The sequence below is a fragment of the Rhodococcus sp. 05-2256-B1 genome (genome assembly GCF_002258465.1).
Taxonomy (GTDB): domain Bacteria; phylum Actinomycetota; class Actinomycetes; order Mycobacteriales; family Mycobacteriaceae; genus Rhodococcoides; species Rhodococcoides fascians.
The window spans coordinates 108179-123406 of record NZ_NOZA01000026.1 but is presented as its reverse complement, the minus strand read 5'-3'; the positions used below and the strand labels follow the sequence as shown (position 1 = coordinate 123406).

Genomic DNA, 15228 nt, shown 5'->3' with positions numbered 1-15228 from the left:
CTACTCCCCTGCCCTGTTCGCCACGACTCCGTCGCGGACGGTGATACGTCCACGGAAGACGGTCGTGGTCACCTTGGACGAGAAGCTCATGTCCTCGAACGGTGTGTTGTGTGCGACGCTGGCGAGCTTCTTGCCCGACACCGTCCAGTCGGCCTGCGGATCGACCAGCGTCAGGTTGGCGATTTCGCCCACCTCGATCGGACGGCCCTGATCGGCCAGGCCGACGATCTCGGCCGGGCGTTCGCTCATGACCCTCGCCACACCGCGCCAGTCCAGCAGACCCGGGTTCACCATCGTGTCGACGACGATTGACAGCGCGGTCTCCAGTCCGAGCATCCCGGGCCGCGCGATGGAGAACTCACAGCATTTGTCCTGCTCGGCATGCGGTGCGTGATCGGTTGCCACGCAATCGATCACGCCGTCGGCAAGACCCTTGCGCAACGCGTCCACGTCGGACTTCTCGCGCAACGGCGGGTTCACCTTGTTGACGGCGTCGTACGTCTCCAGACGCGAGTCGTCGAGGAGCAGGTGATGGGGCGTTACCTCGGCGGTGATCGAAATTCCCTGCCCCCGAGCCCATTTCAGCAACTCGACGGTGCCGGCAGTGGAGGCATGGCAGATGTGCACCCGCGCATTCGCGTCCCGAGCGAGGAGGGCATCGCGCGCGACGATCGATTCCTCGGCGGCACGCGGCCAACCGGTGAGACCGAGCCGGGCGGCGTTGGGACCCTCGTGAGCGACCGAACCGACGGTCAATCGCGGCTCTTCCGCATGCTGGGCGATCAACACTCCGAGCGAACTCGAATACTCCAGTGCGCGACGCATGATCAGTGGGTCGTCGACGCAGTGGCCGTCGTCGGAGAACATCTTGACCCGACCGACCCCGGTAGCCATCGTGGCCATCTCGGCCAACTGCTTGCCTTCGAGCCCCACGGTGACGGCCCCGACGGGGTGCACGTCGACGAGCCCGACTTCCTGTCCGCGGCGCCACACATGGTCGGTCACGACGACCGAATCCGCGACCGGCGAGGTGTTGGCCATGGCGAACACGGCGGTGTACCCACCCAGAGCGGCTGCGGCGGAGCCGGATTCGATGGTCTCGGTGTCTTCCCGACCGGGCTCCCGCAGATGGGTGTGCATGTCGACGAAGCCGGGCAGCAGAACCTGGCCGCGCGCCTCGACCACGTCGGCACCGTCGGCGTCGACGTCAGGCCCGATCTCGACGATCTCCTCGCCAGTGATCAGGACGTTCGTTTCGGGGCCCTCGCCGTACAGCAGGACTCCACGCAGCAGTACCGACGGTGCCGGAGCGGTCATGATGCTCCCCCGTCCGAACCGACCAGCAATCGGAACAGGACTGCCATCCGCACGTGAACTCCATTCGTAACCTGTTGCAAGACTGCAGTTTTGGGCGAGTCGGCCACCGAGGACGCGATCTCCATACCGCGCAGCATCGGCCCCGGATGCAGCACCACGGCGTGCTCGGGCAGCAAGTCGAGTCGGCGCTGCGAGAGCCCGTACGTGATCGAGTACTCCCGCGCCGACGGAAAGAACCCGCCGTTCATCCGCTCGGCCTGCACCCGAAGCATCAACACCGCGTCCAACCCGGGTAGCTCGGCATCGATGTCGTGCGAGACCCGAACCGGCCAGCCCTCGACACCGACCGGCAGCAGAGTCGGCGGCGCTACCAGCACGACGTCGGCTCCGAGGGTGGACAGGAGAATCGCATTCGATCGCGCTACCCGGCTGTGCAGAACATCGCCGACGATCGCGATGCGGCGACCGGCGATATCGCCCAGGCGTTGCCGAACCGTCAGGGCATCGAGTAGCGCCTGAGTGGGGTGTTCGTGGGTACCGTCGCCCGCATTGATGACCGCAGGACCGGCACCAGCGGAACGGCTATCGAGACCAGCGCCTTGGTCGGCGGTCCACCGGGCGATTTGGTGCGCGGCACCCGACGCAGGGTGGCGGACGATGAGTGCGTCGGCACCGGCCGCGCGCAGGGTCATCGCAGTGTCGCGGAGGGACTCCCCCTTGGATACCGACGAACTGCTGGCACTGACGTTGATCACATCGGCGCTCATCCATTTGCCCGCGACCTCGAACGACACCCGAGTTCGGGTGGAGTTCTCGAAGAAGACGGTCATGATCGTCCGGCCGCGCAACGTCGGCAGCTTCTTGACCTCGCGACCGAGCAGTGCCTGCTCGAAACGCTCGGCCTCGTCGAGCAGTTCGGTGGCGGATTCCGCAGTGAGGTCGGCGACCGACAGCAGGTGTTTCATCGCGTCGATCCTCCCTCGGACAAGCTGACGCCATCCCGCCCGTCGTGCTCGGAGAGCAGTACCGAGACGTCCTCGGAGCGGGCCGTGGGCACGTTCTTGCCCACGTAATCCGCCCGGAGGGGAAGTTCGCGGTGGCCGCGATCGATCAGGACCGCGAGTTGGACGGCGCGAGGGCGTCCGAGATCGCGCAGCGCGTCGAGCGCCGAGCGGACGGTACGGCCGGAGAACAGCACGTCGTCGACCAGAACGACCAAAGCATCGTCGACTCCGCCGGTCGGCACCGAGGTGCGTTCGAGTGGACGGTGCGGTTTGTTGCGCAGATCGTCGCGGTACAGGGTGATGTCGAGCGAGCCGAGCGGGGGCCGCACGCCGGAGAACGCCTCGATACGTTCGGCGAGACGCTCGGCCAGGGTGGTACCGCGAGTGGGAATGCCCAGTAGCACGACACGCGGCGAGTCGGGAGCGTCGAGCGCGGTCTTCTCGATGATCTGGTGAGCCATGCGAGAGATGGTCCGACCTACATCGGCTGCGGACAGCAGCTCACGGACGGCAGAATCGGCGGATGAACTTTCGGGCGCAGGCAAACTACGACCTCCTTCTCCGCCTCTCTGGACGGATCGTTAAAGGATGTCTGGCACTAGAACTGCGTAAAGCCTAGCAACGCTCTGCGAACCGAACCCACCAGGCTCGCAGAGCGTTCGGTCACACTGCCGTGGACGGGTGTGTCACAGATCGGAGTCGACCGTCGCATCGTCCGGGCCTGCGGCCTGGGGACGCGACGACACAGCAGCCGCAGCGGCGCGAACCTGCGGTGCCACGAGCACGATCTGGCCGAGTACACCGTTGACGAAGCCCGGCGAATCGTCGGTGGACAGCTGCTTGGCCAGCTCGACGGCCTCGTCGACAGCAACGACCGGTGGGACGTCGGTGGCGTGGAAGAGCTCCCACACCGCGACCCGCAAGATCGCCCGATCGACTGCGGGCAGGCGACCGATCGTCCAATCCTTGAGATGATCGGCGATCACGCCGTCCAGTCGGTCCAGGTTCTCTGCCACCCCCTCGACCAGCGTGGAGGTGTACTCACTGACCGGTGCGATCGTGTCGTCGCCGCGCGCGAGTTCGATCCGTTCGCTGGTCAGATTCACCGGGTCGACGTTGCGCGCTTCTGCCTCGAACAGGAAATCCACGGCACGCTTGCGGGCCTTGTGGCGCGCACCCAGCTTCTTCGCGCCGGGGACGCCGTTCTGCGAACCGGAGGATGTCGACTTCTTCGATGACACGTTAGGAGTTCACACGCCCGAGGTAGTTGCCGTCACGGGAATCGACCTTGAGCTTGTCGCCGGTGTTGATGAACAACGGCACCGAGATCTCAGCTCCGGTCTCGAGCGTGGCCGGCTTGGTGCCACCGGTCGAGCGGTCTCCCTGCAGGCCGGGGTCGGTGTGCTTGACCTCGAGCTCGACGGTGACGGGAAGCTCGACGTACAGCGGGACGCCCTCGTGCATCGCGACCTGGACGCGGAGGTTCTCGAGCAGGAATCGCGCGCCGTCGCCGACGGTCGCCTCACCGATGGAGAGCTGGTCGTAGGTGTCGGCATCCATGAACACGTAGTCGCTACCGTCGTGGTAGAGGTACGTCATGTCGCGTCGGTCGACCGTTGCGGTCTCGACCTTCACACCGGCGTTGAACGTCTTGTCGACGACCTTGCCCGACAGCACGTTCTTGAGCTTGGTTCGCACGAACGCAGGCCCCTTACCGGGCTTGACGTGCTGAAATTCGATGATCGACCACAGCTGGTTCTCCAGGTTGAGAACCAGTCCGTTCTTGAAATCGCTGGTGGAAGCCACTTGCTTCGCGTCTCCTCAATCGTTTGTGCGCGTGACGCGCCGTCGGTCACGTGCGGGATTCGCTCCCGCCCGCGCGCTAGACGGACGTGAGTTCCTTGCTTGTCAGGGTGAGCAGTTCCGGACCCTCGTCGCGAACGACGAGTGTGTCCTCGATCCGAACGCCGCCGCGGCCGGAGAAGTAGACACCCGGTTCGACCGTGACCGCTGCACCGCTCAGCAGTGTACCGGTGCTCGACTTCGCGATTCCCGGCGCTTCGTGAATTTCGAGGCCGACTCCGTGACCGAGCCCGTGCAGGAAGTACTCGCCGTACCCTGCCTCCTCGATGACCGACCGCGATGCGGCGTCGACCGAAGCGGTCTCGATACCGGGTGCCAGCGCCTCGCGGCCTGCGGCCTGCGACCGCTGCACCAGTTCGTACAGCTCGCGCTGCCACTGCGCCGGCTCGCCGATGACGAAGGTGCGCGTCATGTCCGAGTGGTACCCGTCCACCAGCGCGCCGAAGTCCAGCTTGACGAAGTCCCCCTCGGCCAGGACGGCGTCGGTCGGCCGGTGATGCGGCACCGCGGAGTTCACCCCGGCGGCGACGATGGTCTCGAACGAGACGGCGTCGGCACCGTGATCGAGCATCAGCGATTCGAGCTCGCGAGCCACCTCACGCTCGGTCCGGCCCGCACGAATCCCGCCGCCGCTCAGAAGCTCGGCGAGCGCGTCGTCGGCGGCGCGGCACGCGTCTCGAAGCACACCCACCTCGTACTCGTCCTTGACCATGCGCAGCGATTCCACGACTCCCGGCGCACGCACCAGTTCGAGGCCGCCGTCGAGCTGAGCCCACGCACGATGGGCGTCGACCGTGACCACATGACTCTCGAAGCCGACACGGGTGCCGCGACCGGAAATACCGGCACCGAGCAGGTGCAGCGCCGACGCGCGGTCGATCTCTGCGCGCAAATCGGGAACCTGCTCGGCGACCTGGGTGACGTAGCGGCCGTCGGTGCAGATCACTGTTCGCTCGTCACCTCCGGTCGACACGAGCAGCGCGGCATTCGAGCCGGTGAAGCCGGTCAGGTAGCGCACATTGAGCAGGTCGGTGATCAGAATCGAGTCGAGGCCGTCCTGGGTCAACAGCTCTCGCAAGGCACCGCGGCGGGCGCCGAAATCAGCAGACATGTTCCCGACATTACTGGTCGGCCGTCAACGGATCGGGAGCCTCGGCTGCGCCGCCCCCACGGCGAACCTGTGGGCCCCGACACACAATCGGCCACGTGCGGATATGCTGTGCCGCATGACTGGGTGGGCAGTGCGTGGCATAGGTATGGCTTTGATCAACGTCGTCGCTCGACTGCTGCTGGGGGCAGCGGTGTCGATGTGGCCTCTGAGCGGTTCGGCGCTGCGATGGGTGGCGTATGCCCTCGTCGTGCTCGTCATCGCCGTCTGGGCCGGCATCGACGGGATCCGCGACCGACGCAGGAACCCCGACCCGGACAAGGGCGAGGACCTGACGATGGTCTGGCTGAAGGCTGCTGTGGTCGGCGGCCTGCTTGCCGGATTGATCAGTTGGATCATCGATTTCTTCGTCGACTTCAGCCTGGGCCAGAACGGACTGATCTTCGAGCTGACCTCGGGCGCAGCGTTCACGATCCTGACGGTGTTCGTCGTCGCGAGCATCGCGATGTTCGTCGGCAGGCAGATCGTCAACCGCGAGGCGAAGAAGAAGTTGGCCACCTCCGACGCCGAGCGAGCACACGAGCGCCAGCTGGTGAACGCGGGCTCGGCCGAGCGGGCGGACCAGGCGGGCACACGGTCGCAGGCCGAACCGCAATGGGCACCCGAGCACGGCGAGGCCGACACCGAGGTGTTCTCGGCTGTCGACGCCGACGGCAAGCCCCGGATGGACAAGCGCGGCAACCGTCACGGGAGCGCCGACGGCTCCTGATCCACGCGGCACACGTCCAACGGGCGGTGGTCGATGCACCGATGCATCGACCACCGCCCGTTGTGTGTTCAAAGCGTGTGGCAGGCGTACAACACCTGGATCTACAACATGATGGCGGAACCACCGGCCGCCGGAGCCTCGCGCCCCACAGCCGAGAAAGCCGCGACGAGCAGAGCCGGGTCCGGGCCCTCGAGTCGACCGGGCTTGGCCAATCCGTCCAGGACGACGAATCGAAGCAGGCCTGCGCGGTTCTTCTTGTCCGTCTGCATTCCCTTGAGCAGATCCGCGAACGCGTGCTCGTCGTAGGTCACCGGCAGACCGACCGATTCGAGAATCGCCCGATGGCGGTCCGCGGTCGCGTCGTCGAGCCGGCCCGCCAGACGACCGAGCTCGGCGGCGAACACGAGCCCGACCGACACCGCGGCTCCGTGCCGCCAGCGATACTGCTCGCGTCGCTCGATGGCGTGGGCGAGGGTGTGCCCGTAGTTCAGGATCTCCCGTAGATTCGATTCCCGCAGATCGGCGGCCACGACCCTGGCCTTGACTTCCACGGACCGTCTGATGAGCTCCGGCAGTACGTCGCCGGTCGGATCGAGCGCCGCAGCGGGGTCTGATTCGATGATGTCCAGAATCACCGGGTCGGCGATGAAGCCGGTTTTGATCACCTCGGCCAGGCCCGACACGATCTCGTTCTTCGGCACTGTCTCGAGTGTCGCGAGGTCGACCAGCACCGCGGCCGGTTCGTGGAACGAGCCGACCAGGTTCTTGCCGGCATCGGTGTTGATTCCGGTCTTTCCACCGACGGCGGCGTCGACCATGGCCAGCAGAGTCGTCGGAACGTGGACGATTCGAACGCCGCGCATCCACGTCGCCGCAACGAAACCGGCGAGATCGGTGGCCGCGCCGCCGCCGAGCGAGACGATGGCGTCACTTCTGGTCAGGCCGATGCGTCCCAGCACCTCCCAGCAGAATCCGGCGACCGCGAGGTCCTTGCCGTCCTCGGCGTCCGGAATTTCGATGCGGTGTGCATCGATCCCCTTGTCCGCCAACGCTGCTCGCACTGCTTCGGCCGTCTCGGCCAGGGGTGGCTGATGGAAGATCGCGACCGTCGCGGTTCCGGCGAGCTCGTCGACGAGGTCCGTCAACAGGCCTCGGCCGATGATCACCGGGTAAGGGTTGGCACTCTCGACCTGGACGCGTACGGGCTCTGTCATCGAATCACCTTCATCTACTGGGGGTTTCGTCGTTCACTTCGCGAACGGGCACCGGTGCGAGAGCAGTGAGCTTGGCCACCAACTGATTCACGACTCGGGCCGGACTACGACTGTCCGTCCGCACTCGCACGGTGGCAACCGAGCGATAGAGGGGGCGGCGGTGACGCATCAATTCCTGGTACTTGGCGCGCGGGTCCGGGCCCGCGAGCAGTGGCCGAGACGTGTTGGCCCCAGTTCGCCGAAGCCCCTCCGACACACTGATTTCCAGATAGACCACAGTGTGCGCGGCGAGCAGCTTTCGGGTTGCAGCCGACAACACGGCTCCGCCGCCGAGGGAAAGAATGCCGTCGTGCGAGGCGAGGGCATCGGCGACGATCCGCTCTTCGATCTCGCGAAATGCAGGCTCACCGTCGTGCGAGAAGATATCCGCAATGGTTCGCCCGGTTTTTCGTTCGATGGCCACGTCGGTATCGAACAGATCCAGATTCAACGCCTGGGCCAGTCGCCGTCCGATGGTCGATTTTCCTGCACCCGGCGGTCCGACGAGGACCGCGTACGGGCTCATCGCGGAGGTCGGGCGGCGGTGCCCTTCACGTAGTGGTCGACGTTGCTCGTCGTCTCCGCCAGCGAATCCCCACCGAACTTCTCCAACGCTGCCTGCGCGAGCACGAGGGCAACCATCGTCTCTGCCACGACCCCGGCGGCCGGAACAGCGCATACGTCCGAGCGCTGGTGGATGGCGACCGCTTCGTCGCCGGTCGACATGTCCACCGTCGACAGGGCGCGGGGAACCGTGGAGATGGGCTTCATCGCGGCACGCACCCGCAGAGCCTCACCGTTGGTCATTCCGCCTTCGATCCCGCCCGCACGGTTCGTCGAGCGGAGAACTCCGTCTGGCCCCGGCTTGATCTCGTCGTGTGCGACACTGCCGCGTCGGCGCGCGGTCTCGAAACCGTCGCCCACCTCGACACCCTTGATCGCCTGGATGCCCATCAGCGCAGCCGCCAGTCTGGCGTCGAGCTTGCGTTCACCCGAGACGAACGAGCCGAGGCCGACCGGCAGTCCGTGCACGACGACCTCGACGATGCCGCCGAGGGTGTCGCCGTCTTTCTTGGCGGCTTCGATCTCGGCGATCATGGACTCCTCGGCGGCCTTGTCGAAGGCCCGCACCGGAGACTCGTCGATGGCATCGATGTCCGCGCCCGCGGGCGGCGGGCCGACGTAGGGATCCGAGGCACCGATGGAGATCACGTGCGAAACGACGTCGATGCCGAACGCCTGCTTCAGGAACAGCCGCGCGACCGTTCCGATCGCCACCCGCGCCGCGGTCTCTCGCGCACTGGCACGCTCGAGCACCGGACGTGCGTCGTCGAAGCCGTACTTGAGCATCCCGGAGAAGTCGGCATGCCCGGGTCGTGGTCGAGTCAGTGGAGAGTTGCGGGCCAGATCGGCGAGGACGGCCTCGTCGACGGGGTCGGCCGACATCACCTGTTCCCACTTCGGCCATTCGGTGTTGCCGACCTCGATCGCCACCGGCCCGCCCATGGTCCGGCCGTGACGAACGCCGCCCGTGAGGGTCACCTTGTCCGCTTCGAACTTCATGCGAGCACCGCGGCCGTAACCGAGGCGACGGCGAGCGAGTTGGCGAGCAATGTCGTTCGAGGTCACCTCGACTCCCGCGACCATTCCTTCGAGGATGGCGACGAGAGCGGGTCCGTGGGATTCTCCGGCAGTTATCCAGCGCAGCACTCGAACATCTTTTCACGCCGTGGCCGCCGCAACTGCCAGCAGGGTGGCCGCGCACATCGACGGCCCGTGCGCGATGCGCGAACCGGGGTATCCGCAGGCCGCCGCGATCGACCCCACCACGGCTGTGGCCACCGGCGCCGACAACGCCGCGACGGTCCACCCGGCTGTACCGCCCAGGCAAGCGATCGAACCCACCGACCAGGCGAGCTTGACGTCACCCGCGCCGAACGCCCTCGGCGCACCGAGATGAACCACGAGGTAGATGCCGAACAGCAGCCCGCCGCCCAGCAGAGCCTGAGCCGAACCCGTCACCACCAGCACTGCCGGAACCACGACCGCACCGGGAACGGTCAACACGTTCGGCAGCCGGCGACACCGCAGGTCGACAGCGATCAGCGCTGCGAACCACCACGTCAGTACGCACCAGGTGATCAGCCCCCACGACGCGGCATCCGGGCTCTCCCCGAACCGCCACCACGCCCACCCGGATCCGAGGACACACAGCGCCGGTAGAAGACGCGGCTCCCATCGACGCAACACGACGCGCAGCACCACACCGGCGACCGCACCGACCGTGACGGCAACACCCAGACTCCACATGGCTCGAAGCGTCGCACCGAGACGAACCGAGTTGCGCGCACAGTCCAGGTCACGAAAAGACCTGTGGACAACCGCCGCCCTGTGTACAGCCGATGATCGACGGGTGCCGACGGAGGTTGCCAGTCGGCCGACAAAAGAACGCGGCTACCGAACGACGCCGAGCGCCTCTCGCATGGCCGATCGGGGTGCCGGCATACCGGTGAATTGCTCTACCTGCCCGTAGGCCTGGTTGAGCAGCATCGACAGTCCGCTGATGACCGTTCCGCCGGCGTCGTCGACCGCAGCGGCGAGTGCGGTCGGCCAGGGGTCGTAGATCGCATCGAGTACGACGGGTGCCCGGCCGAGAGCGGCCGCGAAGGGGGCAACTCCGGCTGCGGGGACGGTGCTGACCAGCACGGCCGACGCCGCTGCGACGTCGGCGAGCCCGGGATCGCTCAACTGCGCGAAGTCGGCGCGGAGCCCGGCGGCCACCGCGCACTCGAGAGTGGCCGTCGCACGATCGGCCGATCGAGCAACCACCGTGACCGACGCGGCACCCAGTGTTGCCAGTGCCACGATCGCGGGTCTCGACGTACCTCCTGCACCCACCACCGTCACGGCGGCACCGGTCAGATCGTCGATTCGAGCATCTCGCAGTGCGCCGACGACGCCGTCCACGTCCGTGCAGTCCGCCCGCCATCCCGACGCCGTCCGCAGCAGAGTGTTGGCCGACCCGGCCAGGACGGCGCGTTCGGTACGTTCCGACGCGTACGTCAGAGCAGCGACTTTGCCGGGCATCGTCACCGACACGCCGACCCAATCCGGCCCGAAAACGTCGACCAGTCCGGGAAGTTGCTCGGCAGTGCACTCGATACGGTCGTAGGTCCACTCGTCGAGGCCGAGGGCGCGGTAGGCCGCCCGATGGAGCACCGGTGACTTCGAGTGCTCGATCGGGCTGCCGAGTACGGCGGCACGCATGTCAGCGGCCGCTGTCGAGGAATCCGGCTTCCACCTTGCCGATGTTGGCCAGGTGCTCGTCGTAACTGCGGGTGAACAGCGTCTCCCCAGCCTGGTTGATGGTCACGAAGTACAGCCAGTCTCCGTCGGCCGGCATCTCGACGGCCTGTACCGCACCGATGCTCGGGGACGAGATCGGAGTGGCGGGCAACCCTTCGCTGGCATAGGTGTTCCAGGGCGTCACCGTGGCGCGATCGGCGTCGGTGGTGGCCACCTCGGTGGTGTCGAGCGAGTAGTTCACCGTCGAGTCGAATTCGAGCTTCTGCGGCACCGCGAGACGGTTGAGGATCACCCGCGCCACTTTGCTGAAGTCCTGTGGCAGGGATTCACGCTCCACCAACGATGCCGCGACGAGTGTGTCGTACGGGGTCAGTCCGGAGTTGCTGCCCGCGGTGAGGATTCCGGTGTCCTCGTACCGGGTGGCGCTCTCGGACACCAGTTGTTTCAGGATGTCCGCAGGAGCGGCGCTGGGATCGAAGTCCCACGTTCCGGCGGCGATCAGACCTTCGAGCTGGCGGTCTCGGTCCGGCACGCCCTCGACGCGGTCGGTTGCCCACTGCGGCACTCCCAGGGCCGCCGGATCGTCGACTGCTCCTGCTGCGTTGAGATCGTCGTAGCTGATGCACGTCGGACTGCCACTGCCGGTCCGATCCACGCAGCTGGCCTCGGAGATCAGCGTGTAGATCCCCTTCTTGACCGAACCGGTGTTCACGTCTCTCGCGTCGTGCAGTTGACGCCCCTCCGAGATGACCATGTTTCCCACCCGCGAGGCAGGATTCACCAGCTCCTCGACCGCGCGGGAAGCCGGAACACCGCTGGTGAGCAGGTAGAAACCCGGCTGGACCGACGTGATCGCATTGTTCTGCAGCGCAGCTTCGAGGAACGCTCCGGAACTCGCCACCACGCCCTTGTCCGCAGCCTCGGTACCGATTTGCTGGGCGGTGTCGTTGGGATGGACCTGAATCACAACTCCGTCACCGGACGAACCGGCCGCGAAGTCCTCGTTCGGTGTCGTTCGATTCCCGAACTTGTTCACTGCGAAGTACCCCCCTCCTGCCACGGCGACGACCAACAGCAGCCCGAGAACCAGGGCGACGACTCGGCCACGACGCTTCCGGCTGGACGCGGCGCGTTCCCTGCGACCGGCGGCGCGGCTCCGACCCACGGCCTGCGGCATCGCTCCGGCATCCGGGTCGACTGCCGGGCCACCGCCGGCCTCGCGGTCCGCACGACGGGTGCCCTGCGTATGCGGTTCACTGCGTTGCGGTGGCCGGGACCGATTCATACTCCGGTGGAACTCACTGCCCTCGTCCACGCGATACCCGATCGGATCGGTGTGGGCCTCGTCCGGGGCCACCCGCCGTCGACCCCGATCATCGGACCCATGGTTGCTCACTCGTCGACCTCCGTCGATCCTGAATTCGTCGTTGCTCGGTGCGCCGCGGCCCGTCGTTCGTCGAGCCAACCCTGCAGTATCGCTACCGCGGCGGCCTGGTCGATGACCGATCGCTGATCCTTCGCGCGCACACCACTCTCCCGTAAGGCACGCGACGCGCTCACCGTAGTCAGTCTCTCGTCGGCCATGCGAATCGGCACGCCGCCCAACCGCCTGTGCAGAGAACGGCCGAATCTCTCCGCCGCGTCGACTGCACTTCCACGTTCACCGCGCAACGTGCGAGGCAGTCCGATGACGACCTCGACGGCCTCGTACTCGGCAATGATCTCCGCCACCCGGACGACGTCCGGCGCATCGGGTCCCTTGACCTTGGACCGCGGCACCGTTTCGACGGGCGTCGCGAGGACGCCGTCGGGGTCGGACGACGCGATGCCGATGCGAACGCTCCCGACGTCGATGCCGATGCGTCTGCCGCGGCCCGGATCGTCGACGCCGGGTCGATCGGGGCCTCGCCCCTGAGTCGGCACGATCGTCAGTGGGTGGTGAGTTCGGTCAATCGCGCCCGAGCGGCGTCGATCCCTGCGGCGATGCCCGCGACATCCGAGCCCGATCCCTGGGCGAGTTCGGGCTTGCCACCACCTCGGCCACCGATGCTCGGGCCGAACGACGCGACCAGCTCGCCGGCCGCGATTCCGGTCTCCTGGGCGGCCTTGTTCACCGAGACCACGAACGGGACCTTGCCACCGACCGTGCCGAACAGCACGACCACGGCCGGATCCGTCCCGAGTCGGCCGCGGATGTCGGTGGCCAGCGTGCGCAGGTCGTTCCCGCCGACGCCGTCGGGTGCCTGCGCGACGACTGCTCGCACGTCACCGAACCGTTCGGCCTTACCGACGTACTCTCCCGCCGAGGCCAGTACGGCCGCGGCCTTGACCGACTCCAGTTCCTTCTCGGCGACCCGAAGACGCTCCACCAGGTTCTCGATGCGCGCCGGCACCTCCTCGGACGGGACCTTCAACGACGACGCGACGCCGGCCAACAGCGCGCGTTCCTTCGCCAGGTAGCGGTACGAGTCGAGGCCGACGAAGGCTTCGACGCGGCGTACTCCCGAGCCGACCGAGGATTCGCCGAGGATGGTGACCGGACCGATCTGCGACGAGTGTTGGACGTGAGTGCCACCGCACAGTTCCATCGAGAACGGCCCGCCGATCTCGACCACGCGGACCTCGTCGCCGTAGTTCTCGCCGAACAGCGCCATTGCCCCCATCTTCTTGGCGCTGTCGAGGTCGGTGACGAGGGTGTTGACCTCGTAGTCCGAGCCGACCGCATCGTTGGAGACATTCTCGATGTCGTCGCGCTGCGCCTCGGACAGCGAGCCCTGCCAGGAGAAGTCGAATCGCAGGTACCCCGGCTTGTTCAGCGAGCCTGCCTGCGTCGCATTGGGTCCGAGCACCTGGCGCAGTGCAGCGTGGACCATGTGCGTGCCCGAGTGCCCTTGGGTGGCGCCCTTGCGCCAGGCGTGGTCGACGTCGACGTGCACCGTGTCGCCCTCGGTGATCTGGCCGGCGTCGACCACGGACTTGTGGGTCCATACCTTCTTGGCGATCTTCTGCACATCGTTGACCTTGACGGTCAGGCCGGGTGCGGTGATGGTGCCGATGTCGGCGATCTGACCACCGGATTCCGCGTACAGCGGGCTGCGGTCGAGGATGATCTCCACGCTCTCGCCGGCGACCGCGGTCGGAACCCGAACGCCGTTGGAGATCAACGCGAGAACCGTTGCCTCGGAACCGAGTTCGTCGAACCCGGTGAACTCGGTCGGCGAACCGTCGACGAAATCCTTGTAGACGGTGAGGTCGGCGTGTGCATGCTTGCGCGCGCGGGCGTCCTCTTTGGCGCGAGTGCGTTGCTCGGCCATCAACGAGCGGAATCCGTCTTCGTCCACGGACAGTCCGGCCTCGGCGGCCATTTCGAGCGTCAGGTCGATCGGGAACCCGTAGGTGTCGTGCAGCGCAAAGGCTTCGGCACCGCCGATCTTCTTCGCGCCCGACGCCTTGACGGCCTCCGCGGCACCCTCGAACAGCCGCGACCCCGACGTCAGGGTCTTGAGGAAGGCGGTCTCCTCCCCCACTGCGACGGTGAGGATGCGATCGAAGTCCGTGACCAGGTTGGGGTACGACTCGGCCATGGTGTCGCGGACGACGGTGATGAACTGCGCCATCGTCTCGTCGGGTGCGCCGAGGAGACGCGCGGATCGGACGATGCGACGCAGCAGGCGCCGAAGCACGTAGCCGCGGCCGTCGTTGCCGGGATTGACTCCATCGGAGATCAGCAATGCAGCGGTGCGCGCGTGGTCGGCGATGACGCGGAAGCGGACGTCGTCGTCGTGGTTACTGCCGTAGGTCCGACCCGACAGCTCCTCTGCCTTGGCGATGACCGGCCGCACGAGATCGGTCTCGTACACGTTGTCGACGCCTTGGAGCAGGAATGCCACGCGCTCGACGCCCATGCCGGTGTCGATGTTCTTCTTCGGCAGTGGGCCGAGGATCTCGAAATCGTCCTTGCTGATGCCTTGGCCGCGTTCGTTCTGCATGAAGACGAGGTTCCAGATTTCGATGTACCGGTCCTCGTCGGCTTCGGGGCCGCCTTCGGCGCCGAACTCAGGGCCTCGGTCGTAGTAGATCTCCGAGCAGGGCCCACAGGGTCCGGGGATTCCCATGGACCAGTAGTTGTCGGCCATTCCACGACGCTGGATGCGTTCGTCGGGCAGACCGGCGATCTCCTTCCACAGCTCGATCGCCTCGTCGTCGTCGAGGTAGGCCGTGGCCCAGATCCGCTCGGGATCGAACCCGTACCCGCCGTCTTCGACGCTGTCGGTCAGCAGGGTCCAGGCATGCTTGATCGCGTCGCGCTTGAAGTAATCGCCGAACGAGAAGTTTCCGGCCATCTGGAAGAACGTGTTGTGCCGAGTGGTGATACCGACGTTCTCGATGTCGAGGGTGCGCACGCACTTCTGGACGCTCGTCGCCGTCTTGTACGGCGGCGTCTGCTGCCCAAGGAAGAACGGCACGAAGGGAACCATGCCCGCATTGACGAACAGCAGGTTCGGATCGTCGAGGATCAACGACGCACTGGGTACTTCGGTGTGTCCCGCCTTGACGAAATGGTCGAGGAAACGCCTGCGGATCTCATGGGTCTGCACTGATACAGGT

General features: G+C 66.5%; 15 protein-coding genes. 1 reads left to right on the top strand and 14 read right to left on the bottom strand.

Going from position 1 to position 15228, the window contains the following annotated elements; translation table 11 throughout:
- The 6 genes from CH285_RS13990 to CH285_RS13965 all read right to left on the bottom strand — a co-directional run bounded on the left by CH285_RS13990 (window position 1) and on the right by CH285_RS13965 (window position 5295).
- Window positions 1-1317, bottom strand: a complete 1317-nt coding sequence (locus CH285_RS13990; protein WP_094643176.1) for a dihydroorotase — start codon at window positions 1315-1317, stop codon at window positions 1-3.
- On the bottom strand, window positions 1314-2282 hold the full coding sequence (locus CH285_RS13985; RefSeq protein WP_094643175.1) for an aspartate carbamoyltransferase catalytic subunit: 969 nt from the start codon (window positions 2280-2282) through the stop codon (window positions 1314-1316). The genes CH285_RS13990 and CH285_RS13985 overlap by 4 nt, the downstream gene beginning before the upstream one ends.
- Complete coding sequence (gene pyrR, locus CH285_RS13980) at window positions 2279-2866, bottom strand: bifunctional pyr operon transcriptional regulator/uracil phosphoribosyltransferase PyrR (RefSeq protein ID WP_027496980.1); 588 nt, start codon at window positions 2864-2866, stop codon at window positions 2279-2281. The genes CH285_RS13985 and pyrR overlap by 4 nt, the downstream gene beginning before the upstream one ends.
- A gap of 141 nt (window positions 2867-3007) precedes the next feature.
- Window positions 3008-3562 carry a transcription antitermination factor NusB gene (nusB, locus tag CH285_RS13975; protein ID WP_032365740.1) on the bottom strand — a complete coding sequence of 185 codons (555 nt, stop codon included), beginning with the start codon at window positions 3560-3562 and terminating at the stop codon, window positions 3008-3010.
- A 1-nt stretch (window position 3563) separates the two neighbouring features.
- The gene (gene efp, locus CH285_RS13970) at window positions 3564-4127 is read right to left on the bottom strand and encodes an elongation factor P (RefSeq protein ID WP_027496978.1); all 564 of its coding nucleotides are present in this window, start codon (window positions 4125-4127) and stop codon (window positions 3564-3566) included.
- A gap of 76 nt (window positions 4128-4203) precedes the next feature.
- Entirely contained in the window at window positions 4204-5295 is a 1092-nt protein-coding gene (locus CH285_RS13965; RefSeq protein WP_032388425.1) for a M24 family metallopeptidase, read from the bottom strand.
- Between the two features lie 115 nt (window positions 5296-5410).
- Here CH285_RS13965 and CH285_RS13960 point away from each other — a divergent pair, with 115 nt between their 5' ends.
- A complete protein-coding gene (locus CH285_RS13960; RefSeq protein ID WP_027496976.1) occupies window positions 5411-6061 on the top strand; it encodes a B-4DMT family transporter in 651 nt (216 codons plus the stop codon).
- Between the two features lie 101 nt (window positions 6062-6162).
- Here the strand turns inward: CH285_RS13960 and aroB are convergent, their stop codons facing one another.
- From aroB to alaS, 8 genes are all read right to left on the bottom strand, one after another.
- A complete protein-coding gene (gene aroB / locus CH285_RS13955) occupies window positions 6163-7275 on the bottom strand; it encodes a 3-dehydroquinate synthase (RefSeq protein ID WP_032365738.1) in 1113 nt (370 codons plus the stop codon).
- A gap of 10 nt (window positions 7276-7285) precedes the next feature.
- Window positions 7286-7840 carry a shikimate kinase gene (locus CH285_RS13950; RefSeq protein ID WP_027496974.1) on the bottom strand — a complete coding sequence of 185 codons (555 nt, stop codon included), beginning with the start codon at window positions 7838-7840 and terminating at the stop codon, window positions 7286-7288.
- Complete coding sequence (gene aroC / locus CH285_RS13945) at window positions 7837-9024, bottom strand: chorismate synthase (protein WP_094643174.1); 1188 nt, start codon at window positions 9022-9024, stop codon at window positions 7837-7839. Before aroC ends, CH285_RS13950 begins: the two co-directional genes overlap by 4 nt.
- A 12-nt stretch (window positions 9025-9036) precedes the next feature.
- A complete protein-coding gene (locus tag CH285_RS13940; protein WP_094643173.1) occupies window positions 9037-9624 on the bottom strand; it encodes a prepilin peptidase in 588 nt (195 codons plus the stop codon).
- A 144-nt stretch (window positions 9625-9768) separates the two neighbouring features.
- Window positions 9769-10581, bottom strand: a complete 813-nt coding sequence (locus CH285_RS13935) for a shikimate dehydrogenase (RefSeq protein WP_094643172.1) — start codon at window positions 10579-10581, stop codon at window positions 9769-9771.
- 1 nt (window position 10582) lies between these two features.
- Window positions 10583-12016, bottom strand: a complete 1434-nt coding sequence (locus CH285_RS13930) for an endolytic transglycosylase MltG (protein ID WP_094643171.1) — start codon at window positions 12014-12016, stop codon at window positions 10583-10585.
- Window positions 12013-12546: a Holliday junction resolvase RuvX gene (ruvX, locus tag CH285_RS13925; RefSeq protein WP_032372486.1), complete on the bottom strand. Its 534-nt coding sequence runs from the start codon at window positions 12544-12546 to the stop codon at window positions 12013-12015. Before ruvX ends, CH285_RS13930 begins: the two co-directional genes overlap by 4 nt.
- Before the next feature lie 2 nt (window positions 12547-12548).
- Entirely contained in the window at window positions 12549-15218 is a 2670-nt protein-coding gene (gene alaS / locus CH285_RS13920) for an alanine--tRNA ligase (RefSeq protein ID WP_094643170.1), read from the bottom strand.
- Window positions 15219-15228 lie beyond the last annotated feature (10 nt).

Bases quoted from the DNA above. Each gene is read 5' to 3' on its own strand.
- CH285_RS13940 (WP_094643173.1), bottom strand. From the start codon at position 9,624: ATGTGGAGTCTGGGTGTTGCCGTCACGGTCGGTGCGGTCGCCGGTGTG.
- CH285_RS13965 (WP_032388425.1), bottom strand. From the start codon at position 5,295: ATGTCTGCTGATTTCGGCGCCCGCCGCGGTGCCTTGCGAGAGCTGTTG.
- CH285_RS13990 (WP_094643176.1), bottom strand. From the start codon at position 1,317: ATGACCGCTCCGGCACCGTCGGTACTGCTGCGTGGAGTCCTGCTGTAC.
- CH285_RS13950 (WP_027496974.1), bottom strand. From the start codon at position 7,840: ATGAGCCCGTACGCGGTCCTCGTCGGACCGCCGGGTGCAGGAAAATCG.
- CH285_RS13960 (WP_027496976.1), top strand. From the start codon at position 5,411: ATGACTGGGTGGGCAGTGCGTGGCATAGGTATGGCTTTGATCAACGTC.
- CH285_RS13935 (WP_094643172.1), bottom strand. From the start codon at position 10,581: ATGCGTGCCGCCGTACTCGGCAGCCCGATCGAGCACTCGAAGTCACCG.
- CH285_RS13985 (WP_094643175.1), bottom strand. From the start codon at position 2,282: ATGAAACACCTGCTGTCGGTCGCCGACCTCACTGCGGAATCCGCCACC.
- aroB (WP_032365738.1), bottom strand. From the start codon at position 7,275: ATGACAGAGCCCGTACGCGTCCAGGTCGAGAGTGCCAACCCTTACCCG.